A 16,839-nucleotide genomic window follows, 5' to 3' on the forward strand; every position below is an offset into this window, starting at 1 on the left:
AGGCCCACTGTGACCGCCGTGCTCAGGCCGACGGCCGAACAGCAGTACGCCGCCGAGCTGGAGGCCGTCGCGGCCCAGGACGACCGGCAGCGGCCGCCCAACTGGCGGCTGTCTCCGCAGGCCGTGGTCACCTACGTGCTGGGCGGGACGCTTCCGGACGGCACCGTGATCAGCCCGAAGTACGTGGGCGCGCGGCGTTTGGTCGAGGTCGCGGTCGGCACGTTGGTCACCGACCGGGCGTTGTTGCTCGTGGGTGTGCCGGGTACCGCCAAGTCGTGGCTGTCGGAGCATCTCGCGGCGGCGATCAGCGGCGATTCGACGCTCGTGGTCCAGGGCACCGCGGGTACGAGCGAGGACCAGGTCCGGTACGGCTGGAACTACGCCCGGCTCATCGCCGAGGGGCCGAGCGAGAACGCGGTCGTGCCCAGCCCGGTCATGAAGGGCATGCAGAGCGGCGCGGTCGTCAGGGTCGAGGAGCTGACCCGCATGCCGGCCGAGGTGCAGGACTCGTTCATCACGATCCTGAGCGAGAAGTCGCTGCCGATCCCGGAGCTGAACACGCAGGTCCAGGCCGTGCCGGGCTTCACGGTGATCGCCACGGCCAACGACCGCGACCGCGGCGTGAACCAGATGTCGTCGGCGCTCGCGCGGCGCTTCAACACCGTGGTGCTGCCGCCGCCCGCGACCGAGGACGCCGAGGTCGAGATCGTCATCACCCGCGCCCAGCAGCTCGGCAAGGCGCTCCAGCTGCCCGCGGAACCGCCCGCGCTGGACGAGGTGCGCCGGGTCGTGCGGATCTTCCGGGAGCTGCGCAACGGTTCCACTGTGGACGGTCGCACGCAGCTCAAGAAGCCGAGCGGCAGCCTGTCCACGGCCGAGGCGATCTCGGTCATCGCGAACGGCATGGCGCTCGCAGGCCACTTCGGCGACGGCACGCTGGGCGCGGACGAGCTGGCGAGCGGGCTCATCGGGTCCGTCATCAAGGACCGGGTGTCGGACGCGACGGTGTGGCAGGAGTACCTGGAGACGGTGCTGAAGGAGCGCGCCGAGTGGCGTGACCTTTACCGTGCCTGCCTGGACGTCAGCGGTGACTGAGCCCGACGGGCCGGTCCTCCTCGGCATCCGGCACCACGGCCCCGGCTCGGCCCGGATGGTCAAGCGAGCGCTCGAACAGACGCGACCGGCGCTCATCCTGATCGAGGGGCCGCCGGAAGCCGACGCGCTCCTCGAACACGTCCACGCCCTCACGCCGCCGGTCGCGATCCTGCTGCACGACGAGGCCGACCCGGAGAATGCGGCGTTCTGGCCGTTCGCGGAGTTCTCCCCGGAGTGGCAAGCACTCCGCTACGCCGACGAGAACGGTGTCCAGGCCCGTTTCTTCGACCTGCCGGCGGCCGCGTCGATCGGCGACGACGGCCCGAGCGGCAACGTCGACCCCATCGGCCTGCTCGCCGAGGCCGCGGGCTTCGACGATCCCGAACGCTGGTGGGAAGACGTCGTAGAACACAGCGCCAGCGACCCGATCGACCTCGCGAACGCCATCGCCGAGGCCATGGTCGCCGTCCGCAAGGAGTTCGAGGACGAAGTAGGCGAACGCACGCTCCGTCGCGAAGCGTTCATGCGTCAGACGATCCGCAAGGCGCGCAAGGAAACCGACGGTCCCATCGTTGTCGTCTGCGGTGCGTGGCACGTCCCGGCACTGCTCACCAAACCGACAGTCACCGCGGACACCGCACTGCTGAAAGGCATGCGCCGCCGCAGGATCTCGGGCACGTGGGTGCCGTGGAGCCACGGCCAGCTCGCCGCCGAGTCGGGCTACGGCGCCGGTGTCGACTCACCTGGCTGGTACGCGCACCTCTGGCAGCACCAGGACGACGTGGTTCCGCGCTGGTTCGCGAAAGCCGCCGCCGTCCTGCGCGCGGAAGACCTCCCCGCCTCCACGGCCAGCGCGGTGGAAGCCGTCCGGCTCGCGGAAACCCTTGCCGCACTGAGGGAACGCCCGTCAGCGGGCCTGAACGAGGTCAACGAAGCAGCGCTGGCCGTTCTCTGCGGCGGCGACGAGGTCCCGCTGCAACTCGTCCACCGCAAACTCGTCGTGGGCGAACGCCTCGGCGAGGTCGGCGAGGCCGTTCCGCGCTCCCCGCTGGCCGCGGATCTCCAACGCCTGCAACGCAAACTCCGTCTCGCCGCGGACGTCCAGCCCAAGCAGCTGAAGCTGGACCTCCGCAAGGACACCGACCGCGAACGCTCGAAACTCCTGCAACGACTGGAAGTTCTCGGCGTCCCGTGGGGCAAACCGGACCGCTCCAACTCCCTCGGCACCTTCGCCGAGGTCTGGCAACTGCGCTGGGACCCGATCTTCGCGGTGTCCGTGGCAGTCGCGGCCCGCCACGGCACCACCGTCCACACAGCGGCGGAGAACGTCCTCACCCAAGCCGCCCAGGACGCCACCCGAGTGGCCGACGCCGCCGCGACCCTGAGCAAGTCCGTCGGCTGCGAACTCCCCGCCGCCGTGAACGAGGCCCGCAACGCCCTCGACCGGTGCGCGGCCATGGCCACCGACGCCCTCGAACTGCTCGCCGCCCTGCCGGACCTGGCCAGAACGGTCCGCTACGGCTCGGTCCGCGGCACCGACCCGGAACTGCTGCGCGTGGCCCTGCACGGCCTCCTCACCCGAGGCGCCGTCGGTCTCCCGCTCGCGTGCCGCAACGTCGACGACGAAACCGCCGAACACGCGCTGGGCGTGGTCGACGGCGCCCACGAGGCCACCCGCCTGGCCGCCGACGAGGACCACCAGAAGACCTGGTGGCGAGCCCTGCGCGCGCTCGTGAAAGCGGAAGCCCACGGCCTCCCCACCGGCAGAGCCACCCGCCTGCTCTGGGAAGCGGGGGAGCTGACCAGCGACGACGTGGCCGCCCGCCTGCACCGCTCGGTCGCCACGGCGTTCGTGGCCGGCTTCCTCAGAGGCTCTGCCACCCTCCTGGCCGCCGACCCGAGGCTGTTCGGCCTCATCGACGAGTGGCTGTCGGGCCTGCGCGGCGCCGCGTTCGACGACGCGCTGCCCCTGCTCCGCCGTGCCATCACCGACTTCACGCCCGCCGAGCGGCGCCTGCTCGGCGAACGCGTCGTCGCGGGCCAGACCCCTCAACCGGCCTCCGACGACGAGTGGGACCTGGAGATCGCGGAACGTCTCGCCGCCCACGTCCGGAGTCTCCTGGCCTGAGTTTGGCGATCATCGAATCCGCCAATCCCAGAGCCGTGACCGCACCGGACGAAACGCACCTCACCGCGCCCGACGAGAGCCGCCTCGACGAGTCCCAGGAACTCATCGACGAGGCCAAGAAGTTCGCCCGCGACCTGCGCGAAGAGGTCCCGGACACCGCGCCGGAGCCTCCGGAAGAGGGCTCGCCGTCGAACTAGCCCGACTAGACCGACCAGGGCGGCGTGATCGTCTGCCCGTCGGCCAGCGTGCCCTTGATCCCCACCGAGGTGGCGACGAGCACCCGCGCTGGCCCGCCCGTCAACGACAGCTCGGTGTTCGGCGGCACCACGATCACGTCACCGACCCCTGCCGTCTGCCCCTGGATCGTGACCGACCCGGACAGCACGTAGAACACCTCCTCCTTCGAAGCGGAGTGCGGCGTCCCATCGCCCCCTTCCGGCACGTCAACGGTCCACAACAGGACCTCGGTGCTGCCGCGCGACGGCACGGCGAGCGGCCGGAACTCGAACCCACCGAACTCGAACAGCTCCGCGGAATCCCCCGTAACCAGCAACACAACCTCCAAGGTAGTCAACCAAGTTGTCCAACCATAGAATAAGGTCAACCAGGTTGTCTACTAGGAGTTGTGCAATGGACCCGGTGCCGATGCTGCTGGCGATGACGTACCGCGCCATGGGCGACCAGTTCCACGACCGCCTCAGGCAGATCGGCCTGGAACCGCTGCGGCCGGCCCACGGCTACGTCTTCCGGTTCCTCAAGGCCAGGCGCGCCACGACCGTCGACATCGGACAGCACCTGGGCGTCACCAAGCAGGCGGCCGCGAAGATCGTCAACGAGCTCGACGAGTGGGGTTACGTGTTGCGCGAACCGCACCCGACGGACAAGCGGGCGCAGTACGTCACGCTGACCACGAAGGGTCGCGACTACCTGAAGTTCGCGGACAGCCTGTGGTCGGACCTCGAAGGTGAGATGGCCGAGGCGATCGGGGCCGACACGCTCGCCACCATCAAGACCGGCCTCGCCGCGTACCTGGCGCACGTCCACGGCGAGGACCAGCCGGGTCTGCGCCCGGTCTGGTAGCCGCTAGAACACCTGCCACAACGCCACCAGCGCGAGTCCGGTGAAGATCACCCCGGCCACCCGCTGAATCCAGTGCGTCGGCAACCGCCCGGCGAGCTTCCGCCCCACCAGCACCGCCAGCCCGGCCACCGCGACCAGCGCCAGCCAGGCCCCGAGCCCGACCGCGAACGGCGCCCCGTACCGAGCGGTGATCCCGGCGGTCGCGAGCTGCGAGGCGTCACCCCACTCGGCTGCGAACAGCACGCCGAACGACGTCAGAGCCGCCCGCCAGAACGGCACGGCAGCACGTGTCCCGGCCTCGTCGGCGGAGTCCTCCTCCCGGGAGAACCCCTCCTTCAACAGCAAGAACGCGCCCACGCCGAAGAGCAGCGCGACGACGCCGGCGACCACGCGGTCCGGGAGCAGGGTGATGGCCGACCCGAACGCGGCAGCCACCACGCTCTGCACGGCAAAGGCCAGCACGACGCCCGTGAACACCGGCCAGGCGCGGTAACGCGTGGTCAGCACCAGGGTCGCGACCATGGTCTTGTCTGGGAGCTCGACGAGGAACACCACCGCGAAGGCGGTGATGAACGCGAGCATTGAAGTGGCCACGAGGTCCTCCACGTCCGAATACGAACCCGGACGGAGGCGCAACAGACCCCGACCGGGCATGCTGCAACCCGGCCGGAGGTCTCGTTCGCCCGACAGACTCATCGGGTGTGGGACCGGATCCACTCGAAGGCGGATCAGTATGTCGATCTCCACGCCACCGGCCAAGCACTCCGGCGGGAACTACTCCCCTCTGGCGCATCCATCGTAACCGACGCATGTCACCCGAAAGGCGTGACTTCGCGCACGGGACCTTGGTCCCGACCAGGGACAGGACCGTCGTACCTGATGGACGCCATGATCCAGACCTAGTCTCGGAGACGTGGACGTACTCGAACTCGCGCGGTGGCAGTTCGGCATCACCACCGTCTATCACTTCCTGATGGTGCCGCTGACGATCGGCCTTTCGCTGCTCGTCGCGGCGATGCAGACCGCGTGGGTGCGCACCGGCAACGAGCGCTACTACAAGATGACGAAGTTCTGGGGGAAGCTCCTCCTGATCAACTTCGCCATGGGTGTCGTGACGGGCATCGTGCAGGAGTTCCAGTTCGGCATGGCCTGGAGCGCCTACTCGCGGTTCGTCGGTGACGTGTTCGGCGCGCCGCTCGCGATGGAGGGGATCGTCGCCTTCTTCGTCGAGTCGACGTTCCTCGGCCTGTGGATCTTCGGCTGGGACAAGCTGCCGAAGAAGGTCCACCTCGCCTGCGCCTGGGCGTTCAGCCTCGCGACGATGGCCAGCGCGTACTTCATCCTCGCCGCCAACTCGTGGATGCAGCACCCGGTCGGCATCGAGCTGCACGAGGGCCGCCCGCGCCTCACCTCGATCTGGGCCGTGCTGAGCAACAACACGGTGCTCGCCGCCTTCCCGCACACCATCGCCGGTGCGTTCGCGGTGGCCGGCGCGTTCCTCGTGGGCATCGCCGCCTGGCACCTCTACCGCAAGTCGGAGGAGGAACGCGTCTGGCGCAGCTCGCTCAAGCTCGGCACCTGGGTCGGTGTGGTCGCGTTCAGCGCGCTGGCGATCACCGGTGACTGGCAGGGCAAGCTGATGTTCGAGCAGCAGCCGATGAAGATGGCAGCCGCGGAAGCGTTGTGCCACACCGAACAGCCCGCGAGCTTCAGCATCTTCGCGGTCGGCGACGTCACCAGGCCCGACTGCGAGAACGTCAAGAGCATCACGGTGCCCGCACTGCTGAGCTTCTTGGCGCACAACGACTTCAGCAGCGAGGTCAAGGGCATCCAGGACCTGGTCCCGATGTACCAGGAGAAGTACGGGGAGTTCTACCCCGTCGACGAACGGCTGGGTGAGCTCAGTGGCAAGCCGATCGACTACGTGCCCGCGCTTCCCGTGACGTACTGGGGTTTCCGGTTGATGATCGGGTTCGGCGGCATCTCGGCCGGCCTGGGCGTCTTCATGCTCTGGCTGACCCGCAGGAACCGGACGCCCACCGGATGGTGGTTCCCGGGTCTCGGCCTCGCCGGCATCGCGACGCCCTTCCTCGCCAACAGCTTCGGCTGGATCTTCACCGAGATGGGACGGCAGCCGTTCGTGGTGGTGCCGAATCCGTCCGGTGTGGACGGTGTCTGGATGTTCACCGCGCAGGCGGTCTCGAACAGCACCCCCGGCGAGATCCTGACCTCGCTCATCGCGCTCACCACGGTCTACAGCGTGCTGGCGGTCGTGGAGTTCTACCTGATCCGCAAGTACGTCAGAGGCGGGATACCCGGCGTACTGCCCCAGAAGACCGACGACGGCGCCCTGGCGTTCGCGTACTAGGGGAGAGGCGACGTGGAAACGCTCTGGTTCGTACTGATCGCCGTGCTGTGGCTCGGCTACCTGTTCCTCGAAGGTTTCGACTTCGGCGTCGGCATGCTGCTGCCCGTTCTGGGCCGCGACAACGCCGAACGCCGGGTCATGATCAACACCATCGGGCCGGTCTGGGACGGCAACGAGGTGTGGCTCATCGTCGCGATCGGTGCCACGTTCGCGGCCTTCCCCGGCTGGTATGCGGCGCTGTTGAGCGCCGCGTACCTGCCGCTGACCCTGTTCCTGATCGCGCTGATCGGACGTGGGGTCGCGTTCGACTACCGCGGCAAGGTCGACAACCCGCGCTGGCGCAGGGCGTGGGACTTCACGATCGTCGCCGGCTCGTGGATCGCCACGCTGTGCGTCGGCCTGCTGATCTCGACGACCGTTCTGGGCCTGCCGATCGACGCGAACGGTGACCGCGTGGGCTCTGCCTTCGCGGCGATCCGGCTCGACACGATCGTTGGCGCGCTTGCCTTTGCCGGCTACGCGCTGGTGCACGGCGCGGTGTTCACCGCGTTGAAGACCGAGGGCGAGATCCGCGAACGGGCGCGTCGGGTCGCGCTCATGCTGGCGCCGGTGGCACTTCTGCCGCTGGTCGCGTTGCTCGCGATCGTCGCCGGGCTCTGGGCCGGTGTGGTCGTGCTGGTGCTCGCAGCCGCGATGTGGCGGTTGCTCGCGAACCGCGACGGCCAGTCGTTCGCGCTGATGGGACTCGCGATCGCGGCGAGCGTCGCGATCCTGTTCGGCTCGCTCTACCCGAACGTCCTGCCCTCGACGCTGAACGACGCGTGGTCGCTCACGGTCGCGAACACCGCATCGAGCCCGTACACGCTGCAGGTGATCACCTGGGTCGCCGGGTTCGGCACGCCCGCGGTGCTCGTCTACCAGGGCTGGACCTACTGGGTGTTCCGCAAGCGCATCGGCGTCAAGCACATCCCAGCCCAATGAGTGGAGCACAGCGCACTGACATGAGAAGAGGCCCGCTGGGTGCGTTGCCCCAGCTCTCGAAGAACGCCAGGCGCGCCCTCGTCGGGGTGGGCGCGCTGGCGTTCCTCAACGCCCTGGCGCTCGTCGCCCAGGCCGTCGCGCTGGCGTCGGTGATCACGACCCGCGAAGGCCTTCCGCTGCTCGCCGTGGCGATCCTGGCGCGCGCAGGTCTTTCGTGGGCAACGGAAAGCGCCGCCGCCCGTGCCGCCGCCGGTGCGAAGGAGGAGCTGCGCACCCAGCTGCTGGCCAAGTCGTTCGAACGCGGTCCCGGCTGGATCGCCGACCGCGGCACGGCCGAGCTGTCGGTGCTCGCGACCAAGGGCCTCGACGCGCTCGACGCCTACTTCACCCGCTACCTGCCCGCGCTGGTCACCGCGGTGATCGTGCCGCCGCTGGCCGGCGCGTGGATCCTCTTCACGGACTGGCCGTCGGCCGTCCTGATCGCGATCACGGTGCCGTTGATCCCGGTTTTCGCGGCGTTGATCGGCTGGTACACCGAGAAGCGCGTGCAGAAGGCCGCCGATGTCACCGAACTCCTGTCGGCCCAGCTCCTCGAACTCCTCCGGGCGCTCCCGGTGCTCACCGTCTTCGGCCGCGCCAAGCAGCAGGCCACGGCGGTGAAGCAGATCGGTGAGCAGCACCGCAAAGCCACCATGGGCACGCTCAAGATCGCGTTCCTGTCCGCGCTGGTCCTGGAGATCGCGGCGTCGCTCTCGGTCGCGTTGATCGCGGTCGGCGTCGGTGTCCGGCTCGTGCACGGCGACATGACGCTGATGACCGCGCTGGTCGTGCTGATCCTGGCGCCCGAGTGCTACCTGCCGTTGCGCGCCGCCGGAGCCGCTCACCACGCCAGCGAGGACGGTCTCGAAGCGGTCAGAAGGGTCGCCGAGGTCGTCGATCACGAAGACAAGACCCGGCCGCGTCTCCCCGGCGGCTCGATCCACGTCGACAACCTGCGTGTTCTGAGGCGCGGTGGGTTCGCTCCGGACGGCATCAGCTTCGACGTGCGGCCGGGGGAGATCTATCGACTCGAGGGCGCGAGCGGGGCGGGCAAGTCGACGACGTTCCAGGTGCTCCTGGGCTTCCTGGAGCCGACGGACGGCACCGCGTTCGTCGCCGGCGACATCGCCTACGTGCCGCAGAAGCCCGCGTTCGCCGCTGCCACACCGCGGGCCGAGCTGGAGCTCACGGTGCCGGGCGCCGACGACATCGAGCAGGTCGCGCACGAGGTCGTGGCCGCCCATCTCCTCGATCGCCAGATCACCGACCTCTCGACCGGCGAACGCCAACGCGTCGCAGTCGCGCGCGCCCTGCTGAGGGTTCGTCACGGCGCGACGGTGCTGTTGCTCGACGAACCGACCGCGCACCTCGACCCGGTGACAAGTCGCAAAGTCGACAAAGCGATCAAGAGAGCCAGTGCTACCGCCGCCGTTGTCCTCGCCTCGCACCGCGAGAAGGAGGCGACGGAGGAGGAGACGTTCGCCAGGGTCGTCACCGAGGAGACGCAGCAGGAACGCCCGAAGCGGCTGCCGATCCCGTGGAAGGGCGCTGGGCTGGGCGTGCTGGCGGCCGTGGCGGGCATCGCGCTGACCGCGCTGGCTGCCCACCTGATCGCCCGCGCCGCCGAGATGCCGCCGATCCTGACGCTGTCGGTGCTGGTCGTGGGCGTGCGGACGTTCGCGTTGAGCAAGGGCGTGCTGCGGTACGTCGAACGGCTGGTCACGCACCACGAGGCGTTCAAGCTCGCGACGGACCTCCGCGCCGAGCTGTGGTTGCGGCTCGTGCGGACCCAACGTCGCGACGGACTCCAACGGCTGGTCGAGGACACGGACACCGTCCGCGACCTGGTGCCGCGCGTGCTGGTGCCGCCGGTCGTGGCGATCGGGGCGGGCATCGCGACCACGATCCTGTTCGCGTTCATCGACCCGGCTGCGGCTCTGACGTTGGGTGGCCTGCTCCTCGCGGCGGGGCTCGCCGCGCCGGCCGTCGCGGTCTGGACCGAGCGCCGGGCCAGCACGAAGCTCGCCAGGGGCCGCCGTCAGGTCGCCCGCGAAACGATCAACGCACTCGTCGCCGCACCGGATCTCCTCGCGCACGACGCCCACCACCGCCTGCTGGCGCAGCTGCACGCCGAGGACGTCGAGCTCGCGGGGGAGACCCGCAAGCAAGCGTTTGGCACGGGTGCGGCCACGGCGATCGTCCTGCTCGCGACCGGTGTCGCGGCCCTCGTCTGCGCCACGACCGGCAACCCGGTGCTCGGCCTGGTCCCGCTCGCGCTGGCCGAACCGCTGGCCGCGTTGCCGCTCGCGGCTCAGCAGCGCAGGGCACTCCAGGAGGCCAGCGCGCGGCTCCAGTTCGACGCGCCGGAACGCCCCGAGCAGCCGCGCGGCAAGCGGATCCGGCTGGAGAACGTCGACGTCCGCTGGCCCGGCGCGACCGAGCCGACGCTGCGAGACCTCCACCTCAACATCGAGCCAGGCACGCACGTGGCGATCGTCGGACCGTCGGGCAGCGGCAAGTCGACGCTGTTCGCGCTGCTCCTGGGCTTCCTCCAGCCGGAGCGGGGGATCGTCGAGCTGCCGCGGGCCACCTGGTGCCCGCAGGAACCGATGCTGGTCAGCACGACCGTGAGGGAGAACCTGCGGATGTCGGGTGCGCACGACGACGAACAGCTGAAGGACGCGTTGCGGAAGGCCTGCCTGCCGGACTGGGTGGACCGGCTCGACACGGTGATCCGGCCTGATCAGGTGTCGGGTGGCGAGGCGCAACGGCTCGCGCTCGCCAGGGCGTTGCTGCACGACGCCGACGTGGTGCTGCTCGACGAACCCACCGCGCACCTCGACGAACCGACCGCCCGCACGCTGTTGGAGCAGCTCAGGCGCGACGGCAGGACGATCTTGCACATCACGCACCGCCCGGACGAGGCGGCGAGGGCGGACCTGGTGCTGGACCTCGGCACACCCGCATACCGTTGAGGACCATGGACCCCTCCCTGGCGCGGCGCGTGCTCGTCGCGTCGACCGAGATCACGTCGGCGGCGCTGGAAGACCCGGAGAACGTGCTGCGGCTCGTGGTGGAGGCGGCCGCGGAGATCGCGGACGCCGACCTCGGGCTGGCCATGCTCGCCACGGAGGATGACGACGGCACGCTCACCGTCGAAGCGTCCAGCGGCGAACCGGTCGTCGCCACGCTCAGCCCGCGCAGTGCCGCCGCGAAGGCCGCGCGCACCGGGGTCCCGGTGATGGCCGACGACGTCACGAACGACCCGCGCACGGCCCCGTACGTGCCACCGGCGTTGCGCGGCTACGGGCCGTTCGCCGTGGCGCCGTTCGGCACGTCGGACCGCAAGATCGGTGCCTTGGCCGTGTACCGCAGGCGCGACAAACCGCCGTTCACGCAGGAGACGGTGGACGTGCTGTCGGCGTTCGCGGCTCAGGCAGGCCTCGCCGTCGTGCTGGCCGAGGGCTTCACGGCACGGCAGCGCGTCGCGGTCTACGAGGAGCGCGAACGGATCGCCCGCGACCTGCACGACGTGATCATCCAGCGGCTCTACGGCGCCGGCGTGCAGCTCAGCCTGCTGGAACGGCGGCTGGGCAAGAAGCTCGACTCGGGTCAGCGCGCCAGGATCAACGAGGCCGTCGACCTCGTCGACGAGACGATCGCCGAGGTCCGTGCGACCGTCCGCAAGCTGCGCAACACCGACCCGGCCGACTCCGCCGACCTGCACGACTCGATCAAGGCCGAGGTCCGCACGGCCGGCGAGTTGCTCGGATTCTCGCCGCGCCTGCACGTGTCCGGTGACCTGGCGAACGTGCCGCGCAACCACGCCGACGACGCGCGGGCGGCGTTGCGAGAGGCGTTGTCGAACGTCGTGCGGCACTCAGGCGCGACACACCTCCAGATCGACGTACGGCGCGACGAGAAGCATCTGCTGCTGCGCGTCGCGGACAACGGGTGCGGCATCCCGTCCGGCGTGACTCAGCGCGGATTGCGGCATCTCGCCGAACGGGCGAAGGCCGCGAGTGGCGATTTCCGGGTCGTGAGTTCGCCGAACGGGACGACGCTCACCTGGTCCGTCCCCGTTTAGCCACCCATGCGGCGGCTTGCGTCCGTCGTTCCATGCCGAGTTTCGAGAGCACGGACGTCACGTAGTTCTTCACGGTCTTCTCCGCGAGGAAGAGCCGTTCACCGATTTGGCGGTTCGTCAGGCCCTCGCCGATCAGTTCCAGCACGCGCTGTTCCTGGTCGGTGAGGCCGACCGGGGCCGGATTGCGCATCCGTTCGAGTACTCGGCTTGTGGTCGCGGGGTCCAGAAGGGACCGTCCAGCCGCGACCTCCCGCACGGCCGTGACGACGTCCTGGCCGCGAACCTGCTTGAGCAGATAGCCCGACGCACCGGCCATGATGGCCCCGACCAGAGCTTCTTCGTCGTCGAATGCGGTCAGCACGAGGCAACGGATGCCAAGGTCCCGCAACGATCGGCACAGGTCGACGCCGCTGCCGTCGGGCAGCTGAACGTCCACAACCGCCACATCGGGCGGTGTCTTTTGGGCCCGTGTCATTGCCTCGTCGACGGATCCGGCCTCGGCTATGACCGAGATGTCCGTCTCGTCGTCGAGCATCTCGCGCAGTCCTCTGCGCACTACTTCGTGATCGTCAACCAACAAAACGCGCACTGGCACGAATCCACCGTACGTCGAATGGCTGTTCCTGAGGGTGACTCAAATTGGCACAGTTCTTGTCATGGCAGAAGGCTCGGTACGACCGGTCGAGGAAGCAGATCGCATAGTTGTCGCCCGACTGGTTCTCGAGCTATGGGGAGCGCACACCGCCGTCGCGCACGGCGAGGTGTTCTTCCCGGCGAGTCTGCCGGGCTTCCTCGTGGAGAAGCAGGGCCAGGTGCTGGGTCTGCTGACCTACGCGGTGGCGAACCACCAGCTGGAGATCGTCACGATCGACGCACTTCGGCGGGGCCGCGGCGTCGGCACCGCGCTGGTCGACGCCGCGGTTCGCCAGGCGCGCACACTCGGGTGCAACCGGGTGCGTCTGACGACCACCAACGACAACCTCGACGCGATCCGCTTCTACCAGCGGCGCGGGTTCAAGCTGTCGGCGTTGAGACCGGACGCCGTGCGGGAAGCCCGCAAGCTCAAGCCGGAGATCCCCGCCGTTGGGGATTTCGGCATCCCCATCACAGATGAGCTCGACCTCGAACGATGGGTCGCGCCACGGCAGTAGTCCACAAGCATCCACAGCTCTGTCCACAGGGTTGTGCACAAGTTTGTGCGCACAACTTCTGTGCACAGCTGTGGTCAGACGTGGAGCGGGTTGAACGCCTCGTCCCACGCGGCGGCGACCTGATGGGCGCAGGTGGACGGCGCGACGCCTCCCACCCCGGTGCCGAGTCCCGGCATCGCGATGGTGTGGACGGCGTCGCGCACCGGCGTGCCGTCCTCCAGGCGTCCTTCGAGCCAGAGCCGCAGGACCGCGCGCGCCGCCAGGTACGGGTGGACGGTGTCGACCGGCAGCCGTTCGCCGGGCCGGCGCATGGTCGGCGCGCTGATGAGCCACGCCGGCTCGGTCTCGCCGGTCGCCACGATCTGCGCCTCGCCCACGGGCAGCTCGCCGCCGTGGAGGGTGAGGACCGCGCTGCGGACGTTGGTCTCGACGTCGGGGAAGGCGGTGGCGTAGACGGCGTCGATACCGCCGCGCATCCAGCCCTGCGAGTTGGCCGGGCTGACGATGGCCTGCGCGTGGATGTCCAGCACGGAGCCGCGATGCACCCTCACCCCGGTGCGTCCGTCCGCGACGGCGAGCCAGGCGTTCGCCATCGGTTCGTCGACCGCGCACAACACGAGTTCAGGCGCTAGAACGGGCACGCCCCAAGCATTCCAGTTCGAACGGTCCTGACGGAACCCAGGTTTGGCGGTAGACACAGGCGTGATTTGCGCCTCTGATCGCCGCACTACGCTGACCTGATGCCGCGCATTGCGTACTTCGGACCACAGGGCACCTTCACCGAGCAGGCAGCTTCCCGCTTCGAGGGTGAACTCGTCCCGGCCGAGACCATCCCGCTCGCGATCGCAGCGCTGCGCAAGGGTGAGACCGAGTTCGCGTGCGTGCCGATCGAGAACTCCGTCGAGGGCGCCGTCCCCGCGACCCTGGACGCCCTCGTGCGCGACGAGCCGGTCGTCGCGGTGGCCGAGACCGTGCTGGACGTCCGGTTCAGCGTCCTGGTCCGGCCGGGCACCACCGAGATCCGCAGCATCGCCTCCCACCCGCACGCCCTGGCCCAGGTCCGCGAGTGGATCGCGGCCGAACTGCCCGGCGTCACGTCGATCGCGACCTCGTCGACCGCTGCCGCCGCGGCCGCCGTGGAACGCGGCGAGTTCGACGCCGCCGTGACCGCACCGGTCGCGATCAACCACTACGAGCTGCACGAGTTCGCGACGGACGTGCTGGACGTGGCCGACGCGCGCACCCGGTTCCTGCTGCTGCGCCGGCCGGGCCAACTGCCTGCGCCGACCGGAGCAGACCGCACCAGCGTCGTCGTGACCACCCCTGACCGCGTGGGAGTGCTGTCCGAGCTGCTCACCGAGCTGGCGTTGCGTGGCATCAATCTCACCGGCCTCGAATCACGTCCCCAGAAGGGCAAACTGGGGACGTACCGCTTCTACATCGACGTCGAGGGGCACATCGCAGAGCCGAGGATCGGTGACGCGCTGGCCGCGCTGCACCGACACTCGCGCGAAGTCAGGTTCCTCGGGTCCTTCCCGAAGGCCGACCGGGAGCCCGTTGAGGCTCACAACGACGAGTTCGCCGCAGCAGCCGCTTGGGTCGATGCTGTCAGAAAGGGCGAGCGCGGGTGAGGTTGCTGCTGGTCAGGCACGGTGAGACGGCGTCGAACATCGAACGCAAGCTGGACACGGCCATGCCGGGTCCCCCGCTCACCGAACTGGGCCAGAAGCAGGCCCGCGAACTGGCCGACACGCTGGCCCTCGAAGACGTCACCGCCGTCTACGCCAGCATCGGCCTGCGCGCCCAGCAGACCGCCGCCCCCACCGCCGAACGCTTCGGCCTGCCCGTCCAGATCCTGGAGGGCGTGGAGGAGATCCAGGTCGGCTCGCTGGAAGGCCGCAACGACACCGAGGCCTACAAGACCTACCTGGAAACCGTGATCAAGTGGGCCGAGGGCGCGCTGGACGTGGCGTTTCCCGGTGGCGGCGAGTCCGGGCAGCAGGTGCTGGACCGGTTCCTGGGCGCCATCAAGTCGATCGAACGCGACGGCACGGTCATGGTCGTGACCCACGGCGGCGCCGGCCGGATGGGCGCGCTGGCACTGGCGTCGAACGTGCCGGTGGAACTGGCGGAGAACCTGCTGCCGAACACCGGGGTCGTGGTGCTGGAGACCGAGGGCGACGGCTGGGTGTGCCGGTCGTGGGCGGGCGTCGAAGTTCAGCCGTAGGGGTCTATCCCTTCGCTGGCCCCAGCCCCAGCCCCAGCTCGTTGGATCGTGTCCGGGACGACTTCCGGGACGTAGCGACTCCCAAAGCGTTGAAACGCTGCGGATTCTGTCGCCTGCCTCCGCTGCGGTTCGTCGACTACGCCCGCGACGTAAGACCGTCGTGACCAGCCGTTTCGCCAGCAGCTGGACGCATCACGATCTCAGCACGTCCGCGGAGCGGTGAGCGCTAGCCCCAGCCCAGTTCGTGCAGCTTGGCGTCGTCCACCCCGAAGTGGTGCGCGATCTCGTGCACCACGGTGATGATCACTTCCTCCACGACGTCGTCCTCGGTGTCGCACATGTCGAGGATCGCCTCGCGGTAGATGAAGATGTGGTCGGGCAGCGTGCCGCCGTAGTCGGTGTTGCGCTCGGTCAGCGCGATGCCCTGGTAGAGACCGAGCAGGGACGGCTCGTCGGGGTTGCGGTCCTCGACCAGCACCACGACGTTGTTCATCGCGTGCATGAAGTCGGGCGGGACCATGTCCAGCGCCTCTTCGACCAGTTCGTCGAAGCGGGCCCTGGTCATCTCGACGGTCATCGGTTCTCCGTCGTGGTGGTGGGCGCGCTGGACGACGGTTTGTCGGGTTTGCCCGAGTCTGAGGGTTTGCCGGACTCCGAGGGCGGCTGGCCTGACTCGGAGTGCAGCGGGGCGCCGGTCGGCTCGGCCTGGGCCTTGACCGAGGTGGTCTGCGGCGGGTTCGAGGTGGTCAGCGGGGCGCCGTTGGGGTTGCGGACGGTGCCTTCCCACGCCACCAGGTTCTCGCCCTGGGGGACGGCGCCGACCTTGCAGTTGGCCTTGCGGGAGCCGACGGCCCAGCTCTTGTCCGAGCGGGTGTCCCAGGTGATGAGCAGGCCCTTGGCCCTCAGGTCCGCGCCGCCGGTGTACTCGGCCGCGACCGCCGCGCACTTCTCCAGCATCACGGCGTCCTGCTTCTCGATCGCGAGGAACTCGCCCTCGGGGTGCTGCACAACGCCGACGATCTCGAACGCGTGCGGCTTGGCGCAGTCGATCGGGTCACCCACCGTGTTCTTCTCGCCGAGGGCGACGCACACGCCGGGGTCGTACACGTTCGACTGGTCCTGGCTCTTGGCGCTGCCGAACGACGGCAGGGGGGCTCCGGACGGCGCGGTGACCTGCAGGCCGCAGCGGATCTCGCGGTAGCCGCCGGACCAGCGCTTCTCGTCGGGGTTGAGCGTGCTGACGCCGTACTTGCCGTCCGGGTCGAGCTTGCCGGCCATGTAGGTGGTGACGGCCTGGGCGCAGTTCTCCTGAGAAATTTTTTCCCAGACCTCCGGGGTCGGGAACGGCGCTTCCTTCGGATAGGCGCCCGCGATGTCCGCCGTGCCGGTGACCTCGAACTTGTGGGCAGCCGAGCAGTCGACCTTCTGCGCGTCGGACAGATCGGCCTTTTCCCAGTTCAGGCACTCGCCCGCCGCTGCCTGGTAGGCCGCGTTGACCTGTTCGCGCTTGATCGAGAGCGGTCCGCCGGCCAGCACCGAGGTGAACGTGGACAACATCAACAAGCCGAACGCGCCCACGAAAGCGCCGACCATCACAAGCCGCGTGTCGCGGATGTGACCAGATCGACTCAACCAACCGGCGCTCGGAGACATCTCATCCATGATGCCCGTGCCGTGTGAGAC

The 16,839-nt window shown here is 69.2% G+C and carries 17 protein-coding genes; 11 read left to right on the forward strand and 6 right to left on the reverse strand.

Annotation, left to right across the window (positions count from 1 at the left end):
• The first annotated feature begins 9 nt into the window (after nt 1-9).
• Genes ACWGE0_RS09330 through ACWGE0_RS09340 form a run of 3 tightly spaced genes read left to right on the forward strand, consistent with a single transcriptional unit; the run spans nt 10 to nt 3,420 of the window.
• Nucleotides 10-1,095 (forward strand): ATP-binding protein, encoded by a 1,086-nt coding sequence (locus tag ACWGE0_RS09330; protein WP_452260414.1) that lies wholly within the window; start codon nt 10-12, stop codon nt 1,093-1,095.
• Nucleotides 1,088-3,223: a DUF5682 family protein gene (locus tag ACWGE0_RS09335; RefSeq protein ID WP_452260415.1), complete on the forward strand. Its 2,136-nt coding sequence runs from the start codon at nt 1,088-1,090 to the stop codon at nt 3,221-3,223. Before ACWGE0_RS09330 ends, ACWGE0_RS09335 begins: the two co-directional genes overlap by 8 nt.
• 35 nt (nt 3,224-3,258) lie before the next feature.
• Nucleotides 3,259-3,420, forward strand: coding sequence for a hypothetical protein (locus tag ACWGE0_RS09340; protein ID WP_452260416.1), 162 nt, complete (start codon nt 3,259-3,261; stop codon nt 3,418-3,420).
• Between the two features lie 5 nt (nt 3,421-3,425).
• On the opposite strand, the gene ACWGE0_RS09345 is transcribed toward ACWGE0_RS09340, so the two are convergent.
• A complete protein-coding gene (locus ACWGE0_RS09345; RefSeq protein ID WP_452260417.1) occupies nt 3,426-3,779 on the reverse strand; it encodes a cupin domain-containing protein in 354 nt (117 codons plus the stop codon).
• A 74-nt stretch (nt 3,780-3,853) separates the two neighbouring features.
• Here ACWGE0_RS09345 and ACWGE0_RS09350 point away from each other — a divergent pair, with 74 nt between their 5' ends.
• Nucleotides 3,854-4,303, forward strand: coding sequence for a MarR family winged helix-turn-helix transcriptional regulator (locus tag ACWGE0_RS09350; protein WP_452260418.1), 450 nt, complete (start codon nt 3,854-3,856; stop codon nt 4,301-4,303).
• Between the two features lie 3 nt (nt 4,304-4,306).
• Here the strand turns inward: ACWGE0_RS09350 and ACWGE0_RS09355 are convergent, their stop codons facing one another.
• Complete coding sequence (locus ACWGE0_RS09355; protein ID WP_452260524.1) at nt 4,307-4,885, reverse strand: TMEM165/GDT1 family protein; 579 nt, start codon at nt 4,883-4,885, stop codon at nt 4,307-4,309.
• Nucleotides 4,886-5,216: 331 nt separating this feature from the next.
• On the opposite strand from ACWGE0_RS09355, the gene ACWGE0_RS09360 reads away from it, so the two are divergent.
• From ACWGE0_RS09360 to ACWGE0_RS09375, 4 genes are read left to right on the forward strand one after another with little or no spacing between them, the layout of a single operon-like run.
• The gene (locus ACWGE0_RS09360; protein WP_452260419.1) at nt 5,217-6,671 is read left to right on the forward strand and encodes a cytochrome ubiquinol oxidase subunit I; all 1,455 of its coding nucleotides are present in this window, start codon (nt 5,217-5,219) and stop codon (nt 6,669-6,671) included.
• 12 nt (nt 6,672-6,683) lie between these two features.
• Nucleotides 6,684-7,652 (forward strand): cytochrome d ubiquinol oxidase subunit II, encoded by a 969-nt coding sequence (gene cydB, locus ACWGE0_RS09365; RefSeq protein ID WP_452260420.1) that lies wholly within the window; start codon nt 6,684-6,686, stop codon nt 7,650-7,652.
• A gap of 20 nt (nt 7,653-7,672) precedes the next feature.
• Nucleotides 7,673-10,666, forward strand: a complete 2,994-nt coding sequence (cydD, locus tag ACWGE0_RS09370) for a thiol reductant ABC exporter subunit CydD (RefSeq protein WP_452260421.1) — start codon at nt 7,673-7,675, stop codon at nt 10,664-10,666.
• Nucleotides 10,667-10,671: 5 nt separating this feature from the next.
• Nucleotides 10,672-11,778: a GAF domain-containing sensor histidine kinase gene (locus ACWGE0_RS09375; RefSeq protein WP_452260422.1), complete on the forward strand. Its 1,107-nt coding sequence runs from the start codon at nt 10,672-10,674 to the stop codon at nt 11,776-11,778.
• Here the strand turns inward: ACWGE0_RS09375 and ACWGE0_RS09380 are convergent.
• A complete protein-coding gene (locus ACWGE0_RS09380) occupies nt 11,756-12,373 on the reverse strand; it encodes a response regulator (protein ID WP_452260423.1) in 618 nt (205 codons plus the stop codon). The genes ACWGE0_RS09375 and ACWGE0_RS09380 overlap by 23 nt on opposite strands.
• 61 nt (nt 12,374-12,434) lie before the next feature.
• Here ACWGE0_RS09380 and ACWGE0_RS09385 point away from each other — a divergent pair, with 61 nt between their 5' ends.
• Nucleotides 12,435-12,929 (forward strand): GNAT family N-acetyltransferase, encoded by a 495-nt coding sequence (locus ACWGE0_RS09385; RefSeq protein ID WP_319967269.1) that lies wholly within the window; start codon nt 12,435-12,437, stop codon nt 12,927-12,929.
• Between the two features lie 74 nt (nt 12,930-13,003).
• On the opposite strand, the gene ACWGE0_RS09390 is transcribed toward ACWGE0_RS09385, so the two are convergent.
• Nucleotides 13,004-13,522: a macro domain-containing protein gene (locus ACWGE0_RS09390; RefSeq protein ID WP_452260525.1), complete on the reverse strand. Its 519-nt coding sequence runs from the start codon at nt 13,520-13,522 to the stop codon at nt 13,004-13,006.
• A gap of 147 nt (nt 13,523-13,669) precedes the next feature.
• Here ACWGE0_RS09390 and pheA point away from each other — a divergent pair, with 147 nt between their 5' ends.
• Nucleotides 13,670-14,560: a prephenate dehydratase gene (pheA, locus tag ACWGE0_RS09395; protein WP_452260424.1), complete on the forward strand. Its 891-nt coding sequence runs from the start codon at nt 13,670-13,672 to the stop codon at nt 14,558-14,560.
• On the forward strand, nt 14,557-15,156 hold the full coding sequence (locus ACWGE0_RS09400) for a histidine phosphatase family protein (RefSeq protein WP_452260425.1): 600 nt from the start codon (nt 14,557-14,559) through the stop codon (nt 15,154-15,156). The genes pheA and ACWGE0_RS09400 overlap by 4 nt, the downstream gene beginning before the upstream one ends.
• Nucleotides 15,157-15,382: 226 nt before the next feature.
• Here the strand turns inward: ACWGE0_RS09400 and ACWGE0_RS09405 are convergent, their stop codons facing one another.
• Together ACWGE0_RS09405 and ACWGE0_RS09410 are read right to left on the reverse strand one after the other, a co-directional pair.
• Nucleotides 15,383-15,733 carry a metallopeptidase family protein gene (locus tag ACWGE0_RS09405; RefSeq protein ID WP_319967272.1) on the reverse strand — a complete coding sequence of 117 codons (351 nt, stop codon included), beginning with the start codon at nt 15,731-15,733 and terminating at the stop codon, nt 15,383-15,385.
• On the reverse strand, nt 15,730-16,749 hold the full coding sequence (locus tag ACWGE0_RS09410; protein WP_452260426.1) for a septum formation family protein: 1,020 nt from the start codon (nt 16,747-16,749) through the stop codon (nt 15,730-15,732). The genes ACWGE0_RS09405 and ACWGE0_RS09410 overlap by 4 nt, the downstream gene beginning before the upstream one ends.
• Between the last annotated feature and the right edge of the window lie 90 nt (nt 16,750-16,839).

It is taken from the genome of Lentzea sp. NPDC054927, assembly GCF_053610285.1.